The sequence below is a fragment of the Kribbella aluminosa genome, assembly GCF_017876295.1.
Taxonomy (GTDB): Bacteria; Actinomycetota; Actinomycetes; order Propionibacteriales; family Kribbellaceae; genus Kribbella; species Kribbella aluminosa.
Map to the genome: position 1 here is coordinate 3,932,678 of NZ_JAGINT010000001.1, position 17,411 is coordinate 3,950,088.

Here is a 17,411-nt window from a genome sequence, read left to right on the forward strand (position 1 = left end):
TGCCATTATCCATGAGAACGATCTACCGTGTCTCACGGATACTGAAGTCGTCAACCGTGAGGTGATCGTGAAGCTGACAGCGTTGCTGGTGTGCGTGTTCGGGGTGACCACGGGGGAGTTCGTGGTGGCCGGGATTCTGCCCGCAATGGCGGGGGACCTGAACGTGCCGATCCCGGCGGCCGGCCTGCTGGTGACGGCGTACGCGCTCGGCATGATCGTCGGCGGTCCGGTGCTGACGGCGATCACGGCCGGCCGGCCGCGGAAGCCGCTCGTCATCGGGCTGCTCGTGGTCGCGGTCACCGGCAATCTGCTGTCCAGCATCGCGCCCGGGTACGGCGTCCTGTTCGTCGCGCGGATCGTGACCGCGCTGGTCACCTCGACGTTCTTCGCGAATGCGATCGTCATCGCGACCAGCTCCGCGCCGCCGGAGAAGAAGGCGTCGACCGTCGCCAAGCTTGCCTTCGGCATGAACCTGGCGATGATCCTCGGCGCGCCGCTCGGCACCTGGATCGGCGAGGCGTTCGGCTGGCGTGCGACGTTCGCGGCGATCACGGCCTGCTGTGCGGCGGGCCTGATCCTGGTCGCCCGCTTCGTGCCCAATGATCAACCTGGCGTCCGGACCCGGGCACTGGGGGAGTTCGCGGTCTTCCGCAACCGTGACCTGCGTCTCGCGATCACCATCACAGCCGTCGCCAACATCGGCGTACTGATGGTGTTCACCTACCTCGCACCATTGCTGACTGGTCCCGCATCGTTCCCCGCCGCTGCCGTTGCCCCGATGCTGCTGGTGTACGGCGTCGGCGCGACGATCGGGAACCTGGTCGGCGGCCGCCTGGCGGACCGTGCCCTGTTGCCGTCCCAACTCGGCGCGCTCGCAATCGTCGTCCTGCTGCTCGTCGCACTCCGCCTCAGCCCGACCGCGATCACCACCGGCGTGCTCGTCTTCGCCCTCGGCGCCGTCGGCTTCTCGGTCATCCCCGGTATGCAGGCCCGTGTCCTCGCCACAGCCGCCGAGGCCCCGACGCTCGCGATCGCCGTCAACGCTTCGGCGTACCAGATCGCGGCCGCCTGCGCCGGCTGGCTGGGCGGCCGGGTCGTCGCCGGACCCGGCCTGTCCGCCATCTACCTGGTTGCCGCCGCAGCCACGGTTCTCGGTCTGGTCCTGACCGGATTCGTATCAGCGCGCCAGGCGGCGTACCGCAAGCTCGGCCAGCAGGGCTGAGGCGTCGGGGAGTACCGAGTCGTCGAAGTTGGCCAAGGGGGAGTGGTTGTCGGCGGCTGCGTCCGGGTCGTCGGCGGCGCAGGCGCTGAGGTTCAGGTAGACGCCGGGCACCTCGTTCAGGACGTACGACATGTCCTCGGCGCCGCAGCGCGGGTTCGGGCGTTCGCGGAAGCAGTCGGCGCCGAACAGGTCCTCGATCACCGAGCGGGCGAACGCGTACTCGGCCTCGTCGTTGACCGTCACCGGATAGCCGACCTGGTACTCCGCCTCAACCTGCAGGCCGTGTGCCGCCGCGAGGTTCTCGACGAGCTGGATCGACGACTTCTGCATCTTCGCCCGAGCCGTCTCGGAGAACGTCCGTACGGTCGCGTCGAAGAACGCGTCGTCCGGGATGATGTTCTCCTTCGTCCCGCCGGCGATCCGCCCGACCGTGAGCACCACCGGGTCGAACACGTCGAACTGCCGGGTGATCATCGTCTGCAGGGCGGTCACGATCTCGCACAGCACCGGGATCGGGTCCTTGCCGCGGAACGGCGTCGACCCGTGCGTACCCTCGCCGATCACCCGGACGTGCAGCTGGTCGGCCGCGGCCATGAACGGCCCGGGCTTGCTGCTCCACATCCCGAGCGGCTGCGACGACGCGCCGACATGCAGCCCGTACGCCGCGTCCGCCCGCCGCCCGGCCGCGTCGAGCACACCCTCGCGGATCATGATCGGCGCCCCGCCGGAGGTCTCCTCGCCGGGCTGGAACATGAACACCACGTCGCCCGGCAGCTCGTCCTTCAACGCGCACAGCACCTTCGCCGCGCCGACGAGCCCCGCGACGTGCAGGTCGTGGCCGCAGGCATGCATCATCCCGGTGTGCTGGGACGCGAACGGTACGTCGACGCGCTCGGTGACCGGCAGCGCGTCCATGTCCCCGCGCAGCAGTACGACCGGACGTGTGGATGACAGCTGCCCGCGACCGCCACGGAGTACGGCGGTCACCGAGGACAGGTCCTTGCCGAGCGTGATCTCCAGCGGCAGGCCGTCGAGTGCGTCGAGGACCAGTTGCTGCGTCTTCGGCAGGTCGAGGTCGAACTCCGGCACCTGGTGCAGCGCACGCCGCAGCGTGACGATCTCCTCGCGGAACCCTTCCGCCAGCTCGCGGGTACTCATGCTTTCGGGCCCAGGTCGAGGGCGGACATCACGCGCTGCGCGCTGCTGCCGAGTTCGAGCAGTTCGACCAGGTCGAGCCAGCGTTCCGGGTCCTTGATCTCGCGCGGCAGCGTCGCGTCGTACGTCCCGACCGGGGCGTCCTTCGCGACCGCGACCACCTTGGGCGCGACGTCGAGGTAGTCGCTGTCGGCCAGGATCTTCTTCTTCACGCCAGGCGCCATCGGCGTACTCGGGTCGGCGGCCGCGGCGCGGATCGCATCCAGATCGCCGTACGACGTGACCAGCGCGGCGGCCGTCTTCTCGCCGATGCCCTTCACTCCGGGCAGCCCGTCGGACGCATCACCACGCAGCGTGGCGAAGTCGGCGTACCGCTGGGCGGGGATGTCGTACTTCGCGAGCAGCGCGGCCTCGTCGTACACCTCGGCGCGTCCGACGCCGCGGGCCGCCGTGTAGACGATCCGGACGCCGCGGATGTCGTCGATCAGCTGGAACAGGTCGCGGTCGCCGGTGACGACGTCGACCGGCATCGTCGCTTGGTGCGAGAGCGTCCCGATCACGTCGTCGGCCTCGTGGTCCGGGGCGCCGACGACCGCGATCCCGATCGCCTCCAGGCAGGCGCGGATGTACGGCACCTGCACCTCCAGGCGGTCCGGTACGTCCTCGATCTGCTCGCCCTTCGGCGACACGAACTCGACCCGCTGCGCCTTGTACGACGGAATCAGCGCGACCCGCCAGGAGGGACGCCAGTTGTCGTCCCAGCAGGCGACCATGTGGGTCGGCCGGTGGTTCTCGGCGAGCCGGGCGATGAAGTCCAGCAGCCCGCGGATCGCGTTCGTCGGCGTACCGTCGGCGGCCTTCATCGTGTCCGGCACACCGAAGAACGCGCGGAAATAGAGCGACGCGGTGTCGAGCAGCATCAGCCGCTGTGTCTCAGCCATAGGCCGATGCTTTCATGCCGGGCGCTCGGGGCAGTAGGGTCTTCGGGATGGAGGACCTGGACCGCAAGATCGTCGGGCTGCTCGCGTCCGACGGCAGGATGAGCTTCACCGACCTGGGCAAGGCGACCGGCCTGTCCACGTCGGCCGTACATCAGCGGGTGAAGCGCCTCGAGCAGCGCGGCATCATCCAGGGGTACGCCGCCACCGTCGACCACACCGCGCTGGACCTGCCGCTGACCGCGCTGATCTCGATCCGGCCGATCGACCCGTCCCAGCCGGACGACTCCCCGGAGCGGCTCCGCGACGTCCCCGAGATCGAGTCCTGCTACTCGGTCGCGGGCGACTCCAGCTATGTCCTGGTCGTCCGGGTCGCCTCACCGGCCGCGCTGGAGAACCTGCTCGCGGTGATCCGCGCCCGCGCGAACGTCTCCACCACCACCACGATCGTCCTCAGCACACCGTACGAACGCCGCCCGCCAGCCCTGTGAAGGTCCTGCTGACGGACCTGTTCAGCACCCTGATCCCCGGCGGCGACGCGTCCCGGGATGCGGTGAACGCCCAGATGGGCGCGGTGCTCGGCGTCGACCCGGCGGCGTTCCAGCGCGCCTTCGACGCGTCGTCGTACGACCGCTTCATCGGCTCGTACGGCGACCTGCCCGCGACCCTCCGGGTGATCGCCGAACGCTGCGGCGGCGCGCCGACGACGGCCCAGGTCCAGGAGGCCACCAGCCTGCGCCGGGCCCTCGCCCGCAACCTCCTGAGCGCCGCGCCGCCGGCGACCCTCGACACCCTCGGCGCGTTCAAGGCAGCCGGCTGGCGGATCGGCCTGGTCAGCAACATCACCGCCGAAACCCAACTCCAGTGGCCCAACAGCCCGATGGCGCAGTACTGCGACGCAACGATGTTCTCCGCCGAAGTCGGCGCCGCCAAACCCGACCCAGCGATCTACCGGGCAGCCTGCACGGCCCTCGGCGCCGACCCGACCGACTGCATCTACGTAGGCGACGGCAACGACGGCGAACTCCCCGCCGCGGCCGCCCTGGGCATGTACACCATCCGCACCCTCGAACACGCGGACAACGACCCAACCTGGCAAGGCCCAACAATCAAAACCTTCGCGGAACTGACGACCCACCTACCCTGACCACCGCCCGAACTCCACCGAAGCCCCCATCGCCGACCATCTTTGAGAAGCCACCGACCACGGAGCGGCCGCGAAACTGGTCGGTGGCTTCTCAAAGTCGGATGGGACGGGCGGAAGGTGCGGTACTAGTTCAGCTCGAGGAGGGTTTGCGCCTCGGCTGCGGTGCGGGAAGCGGCGGCTCGGGCTTCGGCTTCGGCCAGGTGGTTGCCGGCGTGCTGGCGCCACCAGTTCTGGCCGTCGGTGGGGAGGGTGTCGATCGGGTCGTAGTACTCGTAGGTGCGGTTCAGCGCCTCGGGGTCCTGCTGTTCGATGCCGGTGCGGTAGTTCTTCTTCCAGTACGAGATGCCGCGGACCTCGTCGTACTCGGACAGCTGGTGGACCCAGCGCTTGCCGACGTACGGGACGTCGCAGACGATGCGCGGGGTCGCGAAGCCGGGGAGGTAGCCGAGGATGCCGTGCTGGAGGTGCTGGGCGTCGCGGACCGAGACCCGCCAGTGCTCGGAGAACGGGATCATGTCGCACATGTAGAAGTAGTACGGCGTGATGTTCGCGCCGTCGAGCAGCGCGAAGCACAGGTCGAGGAGCTCCGGGATCGAGTCGTTGACGCCGCGCATCAGCACGCCCTGGTTGCGGACGTCACGGAGGCCGGCCTCGAGCATCGCCTTGGAGGCCTCGGCGACCAGCGGGGTGATGGACTGGGCGGCGTTCACGTGGGTGTGCATCGCGACCATCACGCCCCGGCTGCGCGCGACCGACGCGACGCGTTCCACCCCGGACAGGACGTCGGACGACAGCCAGTGCTGTGGCATGCCCATCAGTGCCTTCGTGGCCATCCGGATGTCGCGGATGTTCTCGATCTCGAGCAGGCTCATCAGGAACGCCTCGAGCCGCGGCCACGGCATGTTCGCCACGTCGCCGCCGGAGACGACGACGTCCCGGACGCCCGGCGTACGGCGCAGGTAGTCGAGCATGTCGTCCAGCCGGGTCTGCGGCTTGGCGACGAACTTCAGCTTCTCGATCACCGGCGTCGAGTTGCCGACGAGGTCCATCCGGGTGCAGTGACCGCAGTACTGCGGGCAGGTCGGAAGGATCTCCGCGAGGACCTTCGTCGGGTAGCGGTGGGTCAACCCCTCCGTGGCCCACATCTCGTGCTCGTGCAGCGAGTCCCGGGTCGCGTGCGGATGCGACGGCCAGTCGGTACGGCGGTCACTGAACACCGGGAGCATGTACCGGCGGACCGGGTCGGCGTAGAACGCGGCCGTGTAGTCCGGGGCGCCGGTAGGGACGATCGTGTTCAGCATCTGCGGCGGCAGCAGCATCGACATCGTGGCGCGCTCGGCCTGGTCGCGGGTGAGGTCCTCGTACAACCGGTCCTCGAGCAGGTCGCCCATCACGTCACGCAGCTGCTTCACGTTCTTCACGCAGTGCGACCGCTGCCACTGCACCGAGCGCCACTCCTCGGCGGTGACGTCCTTCCAGCCGGGCAGCCGGGTCCAGTCGGGTTCCACGAGCTCGGCCTGCCGGTAGACGTACGGCTGGCCGTCGCCGGGCTCCGAACGGGCCAGCTCCGGGGTGATCAGGTCGGTCACGGGTGCCTCCGTGGCGTCAAGGGATGGTGCGGTCAGATGCGAGGATAGCGATAGAACTTCCCTTAAATCCAACAGTGCGCCGTAAGAATTCTCGTCACGGCCTACTTTGAGTAGTATTTTGCCTGACCGCACCGGCAGCACGAAGGAGGCCAAGTGTCATCGAGCCCGGTAGGACTGCACCGCGTCCTCGCCCCGTCCGGCGTACTGCCGCAGGCGGCGGAGAAACTCGACGCGCGCCCCGAGATCTGGCCTGACGAGGTCCGGATCTCGGTCGAACGCCTGAACCTGGACGCCGCGTCGTACCGCCAGCTGGCCGAGACGCACGGCGGCGACGGTACGGCGATCCGCCGCGCGGTGCTGGACATCGTCGCGACCCGCGGCAAGATGCAGAACCCGGTCACCGGCTCCGGCGGGATGCTCGTCGGCGTGGTCGACGAGGCCGGCCCGGACTCGCCGCTCGGCGTCCGCAAGGGCGACCGGGTCGCGACCCTGGTCTCGCTGACGCTGACCCCGCTGCGGATCACCGACGAGCTGAAGGACTGGGACGGCAAGAGCGAGCAAGTCCCGGCGCAGGGGCACGCGATCCTGTTCGCCCGGTCGATCGTCGCGAAGCTCCCCGATGACTTGAAGCCCGAGCTGTCGCTGGCCGTGATGGACGTCTGCGGTGCGCCCGCATTGACGGCGCGGGTGGTCCGCGCGTATGTCGACAAAGGCATAGAGCCTGTCGTGTCAGTAATTGGCGGCGCAGGGAAGTCCGGCTCGCTCTCACTGGCCGCCGCGCGCAGGGCGGGTGCGGCGCGCACGATCGGGATCGTGCCGTTCCAGGCCGAGCACGACCGGTTGACGGCGGCCGGGCTCGCGGACGTGGTCGCGCTGGCGGACGCGCGCGATCCGGTCGCCCTCGCACAGGCGGTGGGGGAGCCCGCGGACATCACCGTTGTGTGCGTCGACGTACCAGGGTGTGAGCACGGCGCCGTACTGTCGACCGCGGCGGGCGGCACCGTGATCTTCTTCTCGATGGCGACGTCGTTCTCGGCGGCGGCGCTCGGCGCGGAAGGGCTCGCCGCGGACGTGACGATGCTGGTCGGTAACGGGTACGTGCCCGGCCACGCGGAGTACGCCATGGAGCTGTTGCGGTCCGAGCCGGGTGTCCGTGGTCTGTTCGAGAGCAGGCTGGCGGAGGATTAGGCCGTGCGCACACTTCTGACGAACGGTTCCGTCTACTCGCCCGCCGACCCCCACGCGACCGCGATCGCCTTCGACGACGGGGTGGTGACCTGGCTCGGCGACGACACCGGCGCCGGCTCGTACGCCGACGGCGCGGACGAGGTGATCGACCTGGACGGCAAGCTGGTGACGCCGGCGTTCGTGGATGCCCACGTCCACGCGGCGGGTACGGGCGCGGTGCTGACCGGTCTCGATCTCGCCGGTACGACGTCGTTGACCGGCGCGCTCGACAAGCTCAAGGCGTTCGCGGCGAACCTGCCCGCGGATGCGGTGATCGACAGCGCCGGGTGGGACGAGACCAAGTGGCCGGAAGGTCGCGCGCCGACCGGGCAGGAGCTGGATGCGGCGGCCGGTGGGAGGCGTGTGTACCTGTCGCGGATCGACGGTCACTCGGGCGTGGTGTCGTCCGCGTTGTTCGACGTCGCGCGCGGTGAGGGTTTCGACGAGAGCGGACGCGTCGAGCGGCACGCGAACCACCTGGTGCGGGACGCGTTGAGCGAGCTGGTCGGGCCGGAGCAGCGGAGGACGGAGATCGAAGCAGCCCTGCGGGCGATGGCCTCGAAGGGTATCGGCGCGTTCCACGAGATGGCGGCGCCGCACATCGGGCCGCTGTGGGAGCTGCCGATCGTGCGGGAGGTCGCCGAGGAGCTGGGACTGGCGGCGACCCTGTACTGGGGTGAGCCGGGGGCGTTCGAGCACATCGGTACGTACGGGCTGGCGGGCCTCGCCGGTGACCTGAATGCGGACGGCGCACTCGGCTCCCGGACCGCGGCCCTGAAGGAGCCGTACGCCGATCGGGCCGACCACCGTGGACACGCATACCTGACCCCGGAGCAGATCGCCGAGCACGTGATCGCGTGTACGGAGCGGAACGTGCAGGCCGGGTTCCACTGCATCGGGGACCAGGCCATGGAGAACATCGCCCGCGGGTTCGAGCTCGCCGCGGAGAAGGTCGGCGTGCAGGCGCTGGTTGCCGCGCGCCACCGTCTCGAGCACGTCGAAATGGTCGACGAGGCAACTATCGCGACACTCGCCCGCTGTGGCGTGGTGGCCAGCGTGCAGCCGATGTTCGACGCCCACTGGGGAGGTCCGGACGGCATGTACGCCGAGCGCGTCGGCGACCGCTGGCGGGGCATGAACCCGTTCGGCTCGCTGGCCCGCGCCGGCGTCGTACTGGCGTTCGGGTCGGACGCCCCGGTCACCGAGCTCGGCGGCTGGGAGGCCGTACGCGCGGCCGCGTTCCACCACGAGCAGTCCGAGCGGATCACCGTCCGCGCCGCGTTCCAGGCGCACACGCGCGGCGGTTGGCGGGCCGTCGGGATCGACGACGCGGGAGTACTCGCACCCAGCACCGCCGCGACGTACGCGATCTGGCAGACCGACGCCGACCTGGTCGTGCAGACGCCGGACCAGCGGGTGGCCGCGTGGTCGACGGATCCGCGGGCGGGCGTACCGGTGCTGCCGGATCTGAGCGAGGGCACTCCTGTCTGCCTGCGGACTGCCGTCGGCGGTCGCGTCATCTATGAAGCCGAGGGATGGTCCCAGTGAGTGGTACTGCGAAGAAGCTCGACCTCGATCCGGTCACCGTCCGGAAGGCGCGTAGCCTCGCGCGCAAGGCCGGCAAGCCGATCGTGAACCTGGCCCGGCAGCACACCACGGTGTCGGTGGAGCGAGCGGTACTGCGGCTTGCCGGGCTGACCGGCGCCGACACCGAAGGCATCCCGTGGGTGAACCGCCTCGCCGACACCGTGCGCGCCGACGTCGGGCTCGAGCACGGTCTCGCCCTGCCGGTCTGGGACGCGCTGGTCCGCGGCGAGGCCGAGGACCTCGCCGTACTGGCGCAGAAGGCCGCATCGGGGTCCGTGGCCTTCCGGATGCCCGAGGGCCGCGACGCCGTGCGGGCGCGGTCCGCGGCACGGAGGTCTGCGGCCGCCGGGATGAAGCGGATCGACGGCCGGCGGCGCGAGCGGGACCGGCTGGTCAAGCGGCACGGCGACCCGGAGCAGCGGCCGTGGATCTACCTGATCGTTGCCACCGGCGACATCTACGAGGACATCCCGCAGGCGCAGGCGGCCGCGCGCGAGGGTGCGGACATCATCGCGGTGATCCGGTCGACCGGGCAGTCGCTGCTCGACTACGTACCGGAGGGCGCGACCCGGGAAGGTTTCGCAGGTACCTACGCGACGCAGGAGAACTTCCGCCTGATGCGCGCCGCCCTGGACGAGTCCTCGCGCGAGTTGGGTCGCTACGTGCGGCTGACGAACTACGCGTCCGGGCTGTGCATGCCGGAGATCGCGACGCTGGCCGGGCTCGAGCGGCTCGACATGATGCTGAACGACTCGATGTACGGGATCCTGTTCCGCGACATCAACCCGATCCGGACGTTCGTCGACCAGCGGTTCAGCCGGCAGATCCACGCCCGCGCCGGGATCATCATCAACACCGGCGAGGACAACTACCTGACCACCGCGGACGCGGTCGAGGCGGCGCACACGGTCACGGTGTCGCAGCTGCTGAACGAGTACTTCGCCAAGGAGGCCGGGCTGGAGGACTGGCAGCTCGGGCTCGGGCACGCGTTCGAGATCAACCCGGACATCCCGGACTCGTTCCGGCTGGAGCTGGCGCACGCGATGCTGGCCCGGCAGCTGTTCCCGAACGCGCCGCTGAAGTGGATGCCGCCGACCCGGCACATGACCGGCGACGTGTTCCGCGGGTACCTGCTGGACGGGTTCTTCAACCTGGTCGGCGCGATGACCGGGCAGGGCATCCTGCTGGTCGGCATGATGACCGAGGCGGTGGTCACGCCGTGGATCTCGGACCGGGACCTGGCGCTGCAGAACGTCCGGTACGTGTTGGGGGCCGCAGGCAACCTTCACGAGGACTTCCGCCCGGAGCCGAACGGGTTCATCGCGCAGCGCGCCCGGCAGGTGCTGGGTGAGTCGGTGGAGCTGCTCGACCGGATCGTCGACGACGGTCTGCTGAACGCGATCGGCGACGGCACCTTCGGACTGATGAAACGTCCTCAGAACGCCGGCCGTGGCCTGGACGGGGTCGCCCGCAGGTCGGCCGAGTACTACAACCCGGCGATCGAGCTGCTCGAGGAGGGCTCCCGATGAGCATCATCCGGCCGTACGGCGATACCACCGGCGACGGCATGGTCCAGCTGTCGTTCACGCTGCCGGTTCCGCACGACAAGCGGGCCGAGGGTGCGGCGGTGCAGCTGGCCAACAAGATGGGCATGGACCCGGCGCTGGTCGTGCACTCGAAGCCGATCGGCCCGGACTTCACGTTCTTCGTGGTGTACGGCCCGGTGAACCACCTGGTCGACACCTCGAAGGTCGAGGTGATCGAGCGCGACTACCCGCTGCTGTCGCCGAAGGAGGTCAACCTCGCGATCCGCAAGGGTCTGCGCCGCCGGCTGACCGTGGTCGGTGCCTGCATCGGCACGGACGCACACACGGTCGGTATCGACGCGATCCTCAACATCAAGGGTTTCGCCGGCGAGAAGGGCCTGGAGTACTACCGCGAGCTGAAGGTGGTGAACCTCGGCGCGCAGGTCGCCGTACCGGAGCTGGTCCGGCGGGCGAAGGCCGACAAGGCGGACGCGATCCTGGTCTCGCAGGTGGTCACGCAGCGCGAGGCGCACGTGCTGAACACCAGGGAGATGTCGGCGGCGTTCCGGGAGGCGTACTCCGAGGACGCGCGGCCGGTGCTGGTTGCCGGTGGCCCCCGTTTCACCGAGCAGATGGCGGGCGAGCTCGGCGTCGACCGGGTGTTCGGCCGCGGGACCACGCCGGGCGAGGTGGCCAGCTATCTCGTTGACGCGCTAGTGACCAAACGCCACTCCTACAGAACGGTTGCATAAAGGTGTCGAAGGCAACTATTGGTCTGACCGTCAAGCATCGCCGGTACGTCCCGTACAGCCACGCGCACTACGCCGGGAACCTGGTCGACGGCGCCTACGTGCTCGCGCTCTTCGGCGACGTCGCGACCGAGGTGTGCATCCAGGCGGACGGTGACGAGGGCCTGTTCGCGTCGTACTCCGACGTACAGTTCCTGCAGCCGCTCCGGGCCGGCGACGTGGTCGAGGTGTCCGCGACGATCAGCCGGGTCGGCAACCGCAGCCGGGACCTCGATTTCAGCGCGTACGTCGTCTGCCGCGGTCGTCCGGACCGATCCGCCTCGGCTGCCGAAGTACTCGGCGAACCGCTGGAGATCACCCGGGCCAAGGGGACCGTTGTCGTCCCGGTTGGGTGACGATTGGTTGCCCTGGGTAACGATCACGTGGAGTGCCGACATCGCTCTGTAACGTGACTTGACTGAGGGTTCCTCGTTTTCCCTTGTAGCACAGGCGATAGTGTTACAACGGGCTCAAAGAGCCGGGGGAGAGGTTGACACCGTCGCCGCCAGCGAGCATCGTTTTGGGAGTCGTCATATCCCGTTTGTTCAACGGTCACACGAAGTTCGGCCGCCGGATGATCCCGCGACGCTGACCAGGCCAAAGCCAGGCTTGAGTCGACGGGGGCTGAGATCGCCGGCGGTGAGCCCCCCGCGGGGCAGAGGTGGAAGAGGCTCGGCGGCCAGTAGACAACAGCCGGACGGTGCGCAGCCAGCGTATCGCCGGTTGGTCCGAAGGCACGCCGAGCCTCTTTCCTCTGGACGCGCCCGGACTCCAGTCCGATTCGGTCCGCTCCGGTGACATTTCCCGGCGCTGACAACGACCGACACCTTTTGGCTACTGACCGGATACATTGGCGTGTCCAGGACGTTGTACGGTCGTGCGACCGGCGTCCGCCGGTGAGTGAGGACAAGGGGTTACCGCGTGGACCGGTTGAAGGCGCTGGGGCGGCTGCTGCCGCGGGTGGCGGCGGCCGTGGCGGCCGGGGCGATGCTCGGTTTCGCGTTCCAGCCGCACGACCTGCCGTGGCTGACGATCGTCGCCGTTCCGCTCTTCCTGGCCGCGCTGCACGGGATCTCGATGAAGGCCGGCTTCCTGGTCGGCGCCGGCTTCGGGATCACCTACTACGCCGTCCTGGTGCCCTGGCTGAGCGTGATCGGCGGGGACGCCGCGATCGCGCTGGCGGTTCTCGAGGGGTTGTTCTACGCGGTCTTCGGGTTGTTCGCGACGCAGGTGCTGAAGCTTCGGCTGTGGCCGTTGTGGATCCCGTGCCTGTGGGTGGCGACCGAGTTCGCGACCGCGTCGGTGCCGTTCGGCGGGTTCCCGTGGGGGCGGCTCGCGTGGGCCTTCTCGGACGGGTCGCTCGGCAAGCTGGCGGCGTACGTCGGGATCCCGGGGCTGAGCTTCGTCGTCGCGTTCGTCGGCGTCCTCGTGTACGCCGTACTGCGCCGGGGGACCGCGCTGCGGATGCGGGCGGTGGCGCTGGTGGCAGGGCTGGCGATCGTGTTCGGGAGTGCGCTGATCCACCTGTCGCTCGCCGGTGACGGGAAGAGCGTGACGACCGCGATGGTGCAGGGCAACGTGCCGGGCAAGGGGCTCGAGTTCCTCGGCCGGGCGCGGACCGTGACCCGCAACCACCTGCAGGCGACGCTGGACCTGCAGAAGGAGATTCAGGCCGGGACCGTGAAGAAGCCGGACCTGGTGATCTGGCCGGAGAACTCCACCGACATCGACCCGTACAAGGACGACGAGACCCGGGCCGACATCGAGGAGGCCGTGAAGGCGGTGGACGTACCGATCCTGGTCGGCGCCGTCACCGAAGGCCCCGGGCCGAACGAGCGGCAGACCGCCGGGATCGTGTGGGACCCGGCGACCGGACCGGGTCAGCGGTACGCGAAGCGGCATCCGGTGCCGTTCGGCGAGTACATCCCGTTCCGCAACCAGCTGCTGCCGTACATCCACCGGCTGGAGATGATCGGCGCGCAGACGGTGCCCGGTGTCGGGCCCGGCGTGATGCCGATCCGCGGTGTGACGTACGGCGACGTGATCTGCTTCGAGCTGGCGTACGACAACGTGATCCAGGACGTCGTGAAGGGCGGTGCCCAGGTCCTGATCGTGCAGACCAACAACGCGACGTACGGCGGCACCGGGCAGCCCGAGCAGCAGTTCGCGATCACCCGGATGCGCGCGATCGAGACCGGCCGGACGATCCTGATCGCGTCCACCAGCGGGATCTCCGGGGTGATCCGCCCGGACGGGTCGGTCGAGCACAAGTCGGCGCAGTTCACCCGGGACGTGTACGTCGCGAACGTGCCGCTGAAGGACGGCCACACGCTGGCGACGACGCTCGGCGGCTGGCCACAGTGGGTGCTGACGGCGCTCGGGCTGCTCGGGCTGGTGGTCGCGATGGTCGAGCGTCGCCGTACCCGCGGGGACAAGACCCCACCGCCCCCGGCCACAGGTTCCACGAAGGAACGCGAGAAGGTGCCCGCCTGACGTCGGGGTATCCCCTGAACGCCCCCCGACGACCTCGGCGGACCTGGGAACGCCTGCCGCGACCTGTAACACTGGGGTGAACTTGCGGGAAGGGACAGAACATGCCGTGGTTGATCGGGCTTGCACTGCTGGCCGTACCGATCGTGGAGATCTTCGTGATCATCCAGGTAGGCCACGCCATCGGCGGCTGGCCCACCGTCGGCCTGCTCGCCCTGGAAACCGTCTTCGGCGCCTGGCTCCTGAAGCGCGCCGGCCGCCGTGCCTGGACCACCCTCCAAGCAGCCGTCCAGTCGGCCAACCTCCCGGGAGCCAACCTGACCGGCGCCACCGTCACCGACGGGAAGGGCACCGGTGGCAGCTCGCCCGGCCGTGACCTGACCGACAGCGGCATGGTGCTGATCGGCGGAGCCCTGGTGATCATCCCCGGCTTCATCTCCGACGCCGTGGGACTTTTCTTCCTCCTCCCGTTCACCCGGCCCCTGGCCCGGCGCCTCACCACGCGCTTCCTGACCCGCCGCGCCGCCACCCTCACCCCACCCGACTTCACCCCGTTCATGCCCGGCGCCACCCAGCCCCGCCGGCCCGCCTCCGGCGACGTCATCCAAGGCGAAGTAGTCGACCCGGAGAAGTAGGCCCGCTAGCGGCACACTGGTGCAGGCGGCGGGGGAGGTCGGGTAGCGAGGAGCGCGGATGCGGGTGCTCGGTGGACGGCTGATCGGTGGGCCGGCAGCTGGTGGAGGGCCGGCCGCTGCGCGGCTGTCGGGGTTGGTCGGGTGGTTGCGGCGGCGGGATCCCGGGCTGGCGGCGACGCGGCGGGCGGCCCGGACCGCGGTGGTGATGCCGTTGTTGTTCGCGTTCTGTGCGGGGGTTCTGAAGGCGCCGACGGTGGCGAGCTTCGCGGCGTTCGGGGCGTTCGCGATGTTGCTGCTCGTCGACTTCCCGGGCAGTGCCGGGCAGCGGATCCGCGCGCAGCTCCAGTTGGCGGTCGCGTGGCTGGTGCTGGTGTCGCTCGGGACCTTCGCCGGGTACTCCGTGTGGTCAGCGGTCGTGGTGACCGCCGTCGTCGGGTTCGCCGTACTGTTCTCGGGCGTCGTCAGCTCGGTGCTTGCCGGCGCCGGTACGTCGTTGCTGCTGTCGTTCATCCTGTCCGTTGCCACGCCCGGCTCGCTGTCGACGCTGCCTGACCGGCTCGCCGGTGTCGCGATCGCCGCCGTCGCCGCGGTCTTCGCCGTGTCGTTCCTCTGGCCGCGGACGTCGATCGACCCGCTCCGGGCGCCGGCCGCGCGGGTGTGCCGGGCCGCCGCGGCGCAGTTGCGTTCGGAGGCGCTGGACTCCGTCGACGTGTGCGCCGTCCGCACGCGGGAGACCGCGACACTGATCGACGAACTCCGCCGTACGTTCACCGCGACGCCGTACCGCCCGACCGGGCTGTCCACCGGCTCGCGCGCCCTCGTCCGGCTCGTCGACGAACTCACCTGGCTGAGCGGCATCCTCGACGAACCGGGGCCCGAGGCAACGACCTGTGACGCGGAGTCCGCGGCCGTGCATGTCGCGGCCGCCGGCGTCCTCGCGTGCAGTGCCGAACTGCTCGACGACGGATCGCAGAATGTTGACAATCTGACGAGCGCAGCACAGGTACTGCGGGACGCGGTGACGAAGCTCGAGGATGGCGCCGCCGGCCGGCTGCCGTCGACGTACCGCTCGGAGGCCGACCTGCTCGGCAGCCTGAACGTGTCGTTCCGTGCGCAGGAGGTCGCGTTCGGGGTGCTGCTGATCGCGCAGAACGTCGAGACCGCCCGACGTTCTGATCAGCGCAGCTGGACCGACCGCCTCCTCGGTCGCGAGCCGAGTGCGCTCGCAGGCCCGTTCGCCAGCGCCACGGAACGCGCCGCCGCGCATCTCGAACCACATTCGGTCTGGCTGCACAACAGCATCCGCGGCGCGGTCGGTCTCGCCGCGGCGGTGGCGCTCGCGAACGTGACCGGCGTACAGCATGGTTTCTGGGTGATCCTCGGGACACTGTCGGTACTGCGGTCCAACGCGCTGAGCACCGGCCAGAACGCGTACCGGGCGATCGGCGGCACGGTCGTCGGCTCGATCGTCGGAGCCGTCCTGCTGCAGCTGATCGGCGGCAACCGGACCGCGTTGTGGATCCTGCTGCCGATCGCAGTACTCGTGGCCGGGATCGTGCCGGCAGCGATCTCGTTCGCGACCGGGCAGGCGGCGTTCACGGTGACGCTGGTGATCCTGTTCAGCATCGCGCAGCCGGAGGGCTGGTCGTTGATCCTGTTCCGGATCGGCGACATCGCGCTCGGGTGCGCGGTCAGCGTCGCGGTCGGCCTGCTGTTCTGGCCGCGCGGGGCGTCGAAGGCGGTCGGGAAGGCGCTGGCCGAGGCCTACCTCGACAGCGCGCGGTACCTCGTCAGCGTCGTCGGGTACGCCGTGTCGTGCTGCGCGCCCGGTCCGCGGATGCCGCAGGACGGGCGGCGCGCGGCGGCCGCGGCGCGGCGGCTGGACGACACGTTCCGCACGTACCTCGCAGAGCGGGGCGCGAAGACGGTTCCGCTGAGCGAGATGACGGCGCTCGTCACCGGTGTGGTCGCGGTCCGGTTGGCCGCGGACGCCGTACTCGAACTCTGGGAGCGGTACGCCGACGGGCGACCACCGTCGGACGACCGCGCCTCGGCGCAGGCGGCACTACTCGCGTCAGCGGACCGGCTGCTCCAGTGGTACTCGAACCTGGCCGGCGCCCTGGACGGCCAGGCGTCGGTACCGGAGCCGTTGCCCCACGACCACCCGGCGAAGACGCGCCTGGTGGACGCCGTACGGAACGACCTGTACGACGCCGACGACCAGGCGACGCCGACCGCGATCCGGATCCTCTGGACGAACGACCACCTGGAAGTCGTACGCCGCCTCCAGCCGAGCCTCGTCACCGCCGCCCAGCGGACCTAGACAACCGTTCAGCGGGAGTGGACGAGGCGCCAGGTGTTGCCGTCGATGGTCACGGCCTGGTCGTCGTCGATGGAGACGAAGTGCTCGGCGCCCTGCTCGGTGAGCTGGCGGTCGTGGCGGGCGGCGCGGCCGCGATTGCGGTGCGCGAGCACGAGGAAGGGAACCAGGGACAGGCCGGCGGTCGACCCGGTGACCCGTGGATCGCCGGGATCGATCGCGGCGTCAGGTTCCCGGAAATAGGCCAGATCCGGTGCCGCGAGGGCGGCGCCGGCGGAGATGCCGACGTAGTCGAGGCGACCGCTGCGCACCGCGGGTACGACGAGACGCGCAAACCCGGAGTGCATCGCGTGCTCGAGGAGGAACAGCGGAAACCCGCCCGCGACGAACACCAGCTGTGCCTGGCCGAGCGTCCGCCGTACCTCGTCCTCATCAGCGTGTTCGACATCCAGCTGGTCGACCCGGATGCCGGCACCGGTCAACAACTCGTGAGCCGCATCGACCCACGGTGCCGACGGCAACGGGTTGGCCGCGGTGGGGATCAGAACCGCTCGCGTCACCGGGCGGGGACCTGCTGCGAGCCAGTCCGGGAGCGCACCCAGCCCGGCCGAGCTGGGTGCCGGTGACGACGCTGCCGGTCGCGGCCCGGCCGCCTCCGAGGTCCTGGGCGATCGTCGCGAGCAACGGTTGCGCGTAGTAGACGTTCGCGATCGTGATGCCACAGGTCAGCGCCAGCAGGCGCACCTCAGTACGTGACGACGACACGCACACTCCCAACCCACGAGGC

15 protein-coding genes are annotated in these 17,411 nt (G+C 69.8%); 11 read left to right on the forward strand and 4 right to left on the reverse strand.

Going from position 1 to position 17,411, the window contains the following annotated elements; all coding sequences use genetic code 11:
* The first annotated feature begins 67 nt into the window (after positions 1–67).
* On the forward strand, positions 68–1,222 hold the full coding sequence (locus JOF29_RS18770; RefSeq protein WP_307863451.1) for an MFS transporter: 1,155 nt from the start codon (positions 68–70) through the stop codon (positions 1,220–1,222).
* Here JOF29_RS18770 and JOF29_RS18775 read toward each other — a convergent pair.
* Positions 1,178–2,380 carry a M20 metallopeptidase family protein gene (locus tag JOF29_RS18775; RefSeq protein ID WP_209695463.1) on the reverse strand — a complete coding sequence of 401 codons (1,203 nt, stop codon included), beginning with the start codon at positions 2,378–2,380 and terminating at the stop codon, positions 1,178–1,180. The genes JOF29_RS18770 and JOF29_RS18775 overlap by 45 nt on opposite strands.
* Positions 2,377–3,297 carry a 5'-3' exonuclease gene (locus JOF29_RS18780; protein WP_209696208.1) on the reverse strand — a complete coding sequence of 307 codons (921 nt, stop codon included), beginning with the start codon at positions 3,295–3,297 and terminating at the stop codon, positions 2,377–2,379. The genes JOF29_RS18775 and JOF29_RS18780 overlap by 4 nt, the downstream gene beginning before the upstream one ends.
* Before the next feature lie 68 nt (positions 3,298–3,365).
* On the opposite strand from JOF29_RS18780, the gene JOF29_RS18785 reads away from it, so the two are divergent.
* Positions 3,366–3,806 (forward strand): Lrp/AsnC family transcriptional regulator, encoded by a 441-nt coding sequence (locus tag JOF29_RS18785; protein ID WP_209695464.1) that lies wholly within the window; start codon positions 3,366–3,368, stop codon positions 3,804–3,806.
* Positions 3,803–4,462: an HAD family hydrolase gene (locus tag JOF29_RS18790; protein WP_209695465.1), complete on the forward strand. Its 660-nt coding sequence runs from the start codon at positions 3,803–3,805 to the stop codon at positions 4,460–4,462. Before JOF29_RS18785 ends, JOF29_RS18790 begins: the two co-directional genes overlap by 4 nt.
* Positions 4,463–4,587: 125 nt before the next feature.
* Here the strand turns inward: JOF29_RS18790 and JOF29_RS18795 are convergent, their stop codons facing one another.
* Positions 4,588–6,051 carry a KamA family radical SAM protein gene (locus tag JOF29_RS18795; protein ID WP_209695466.1) on the reverse strand — a complete coding sequence of 488 codons (1,464 nt, stop codon included), beginning with the start codon at positions 6,049–6,051 and terminating at the stop codon, positions 4,588–4,590.
* A gap of 153 nt (positions 6,052–6,204) precedes the next feature.
* Between JOF29_RS18795 and kdd the strand changes: the two genes are divergently transcribed.
* The 8 genes from kdd (at position 6,205) to JOF29_RS18835 (ending at position 16,627) form a co-directional block, all read left to right on the forward strand.
* Positions 6,205–7,239, forward strand: a complete 1,035-nt coding sequence (gene kdd / locus JOF29_RS18800; RefSeq protein WP_209695467.1) for an L-erythro-3,5-diaminohexanoate dehydrogenase — start codon at positions 6,205–6,207, stop codon at positions 7,237–7,239.
* A gap of 3 nt (positions 7,240–7,242) precedes the next feature.
* Positions 7,243–8,826 (forward strand): amidohydrolase, encoded by a 1,584-nt coding sequence (locus JOF29_RS18805; protein ID WP_209695468.1) that lies wholly within the window; start codon positions 7,243–7,245, stop codon positions 8,824–8,826.
* Positions 8,823–10,394, forward strand: coding sequence for a lysine 5,6-aminomutase subunit alpha (kamD, locus tag JOF29_RS18810; RefSeq protein ID WP_209695469.1), 1,572 nt, complete (start codon positions 8,823–8,825; stop codon positions 10,392–10,394). The genes JOF29_RS18805 and kamD overlap by 4 nt, the downstream gene beginning before the upstream one ends.
* The gene (kamE, locus tag JOF29_RS18815; protein ID WP_209695470.1) at positions 10,391–11,143 is read left to right on the forward strand and encodes a lysine 5,6-aminomutase subunit beta; all 753 of its coding nucleotides are present in this window, start codon (positions 10,391–10,393) and stop codon (positions 11,141–11,143) included. Before kamD ends, kamE begins: the two co-directional genes overlap by 4 nt.
* A 2-nt stretch (positions 11,144–11,145) precedes the next feature.
* Positions 11,146–11,535, forward strand: coding sequence for a 3-aminobutyryl-CoA ammonia lyase (gene kal, locus JOF29_RS18820; protein WP_307863452.1), 390 nt, complete (start codon positions 11,146–11,148; stop codon positions 11,533–11,535).
* A 565-nt stretch (positions 11,536–12,100) separates the two neighbouring features.
* Positions 12,101–13,672, forward strand: coding sequence for an apolipoprotein N-acyltransferase (gene lnt, locus JOF29_RS18825; RefSeq protein ID WP_209695471.1), 1,572 nt, complete (start codon positions 12,101–12,103; stop codon positions 13,670–13,672).
* 101 nt (positions 13,673–13,773) lie between these two features.
* Complete coding sequence (locus tag JOF29_RS18830; protein ID WP_209695472.1) at positions 13,774–14,304, forward strand: FxsA family protein; 531 nt, start codon at positions 13,774–13,776, stop codon at positions 14,302–14,304.
* Positions 14,305–14,362: 58 nt separating this feature from the next.
* Entirely contained in the window at positions 14,363–16,627 is a 2,265-nt protein-coding gene (locus JOF29_RS18835) for an FUSC family protein (protein ID WP_209695473.1), read from the forward strand.
* An 8-nt stretch (positions 16,628–16,635) separates the two neighbouring features.
* Here the strand turns inward: JOF29_RS18835 and JOF29_RS18840 are convergent, their stop codons facing one another.
* Positions 16,636–17,184: a Type 1 glutamine amidotransferase-like domain-containing protein gene (locus JOF29_RS18840; RefSeq protein WP_209695474.1), complete on the reverse strand. Its 549-nt coding sequence runs from the start codon at positions 17,182–17,184 to the stop codon at positions 16,636–16,638.
* Positions 17,185–17,411 lie beyond the last annotated feature (227 nt).

Excerpts from the sequence above, each read along its gene's own strand:
- JOF29_RS18835 (WP_209695473.1), top strand. The coding sequence starts at position 14,363 with ATGCGGGTGCTCGGTGGACGGCTGATCGGTGGGCCGGCAGCTGGTGGA.
- JOF29_RS18775 (WP_209695463.1), bottom strand. The coding sequence starts at position 2,380 with ATGAGTACCCGCGAGCTGGCGGAAGGGTTCCGCGAGGAGATCGTCACG.
- kamE (WP_209695470.1), top strand. The coding sequence starts at position 10,391 with ATGAGCATCATCCGGCCGTACGGCGATACCACCGGCGACGGCATGGTC.
- JOF29_RS18830 (WP_209695472.1), top strand. The coding sequence starts at position 13,774 with ATGCCGTGGTTGATCGGGCTTGCACTGCTGGCCGTACCGATCGTGGAG.
- JOF29_RS18785 (WP_209695464.1), top strand. The coding sequence starts at position 3,366 with ATGGAGGACCTGGACCGCAAGATCGTCGGGCTGCTCGCGTCCGACGGC.
- JOF29_RS18780 (WP_209696208.1), bottom strand. The coding sequence starts at position 3,297 with ATGCTGCTCGACACCGCGTCGCTCTATTTCCGCGCGTTCTTCGGTGTG.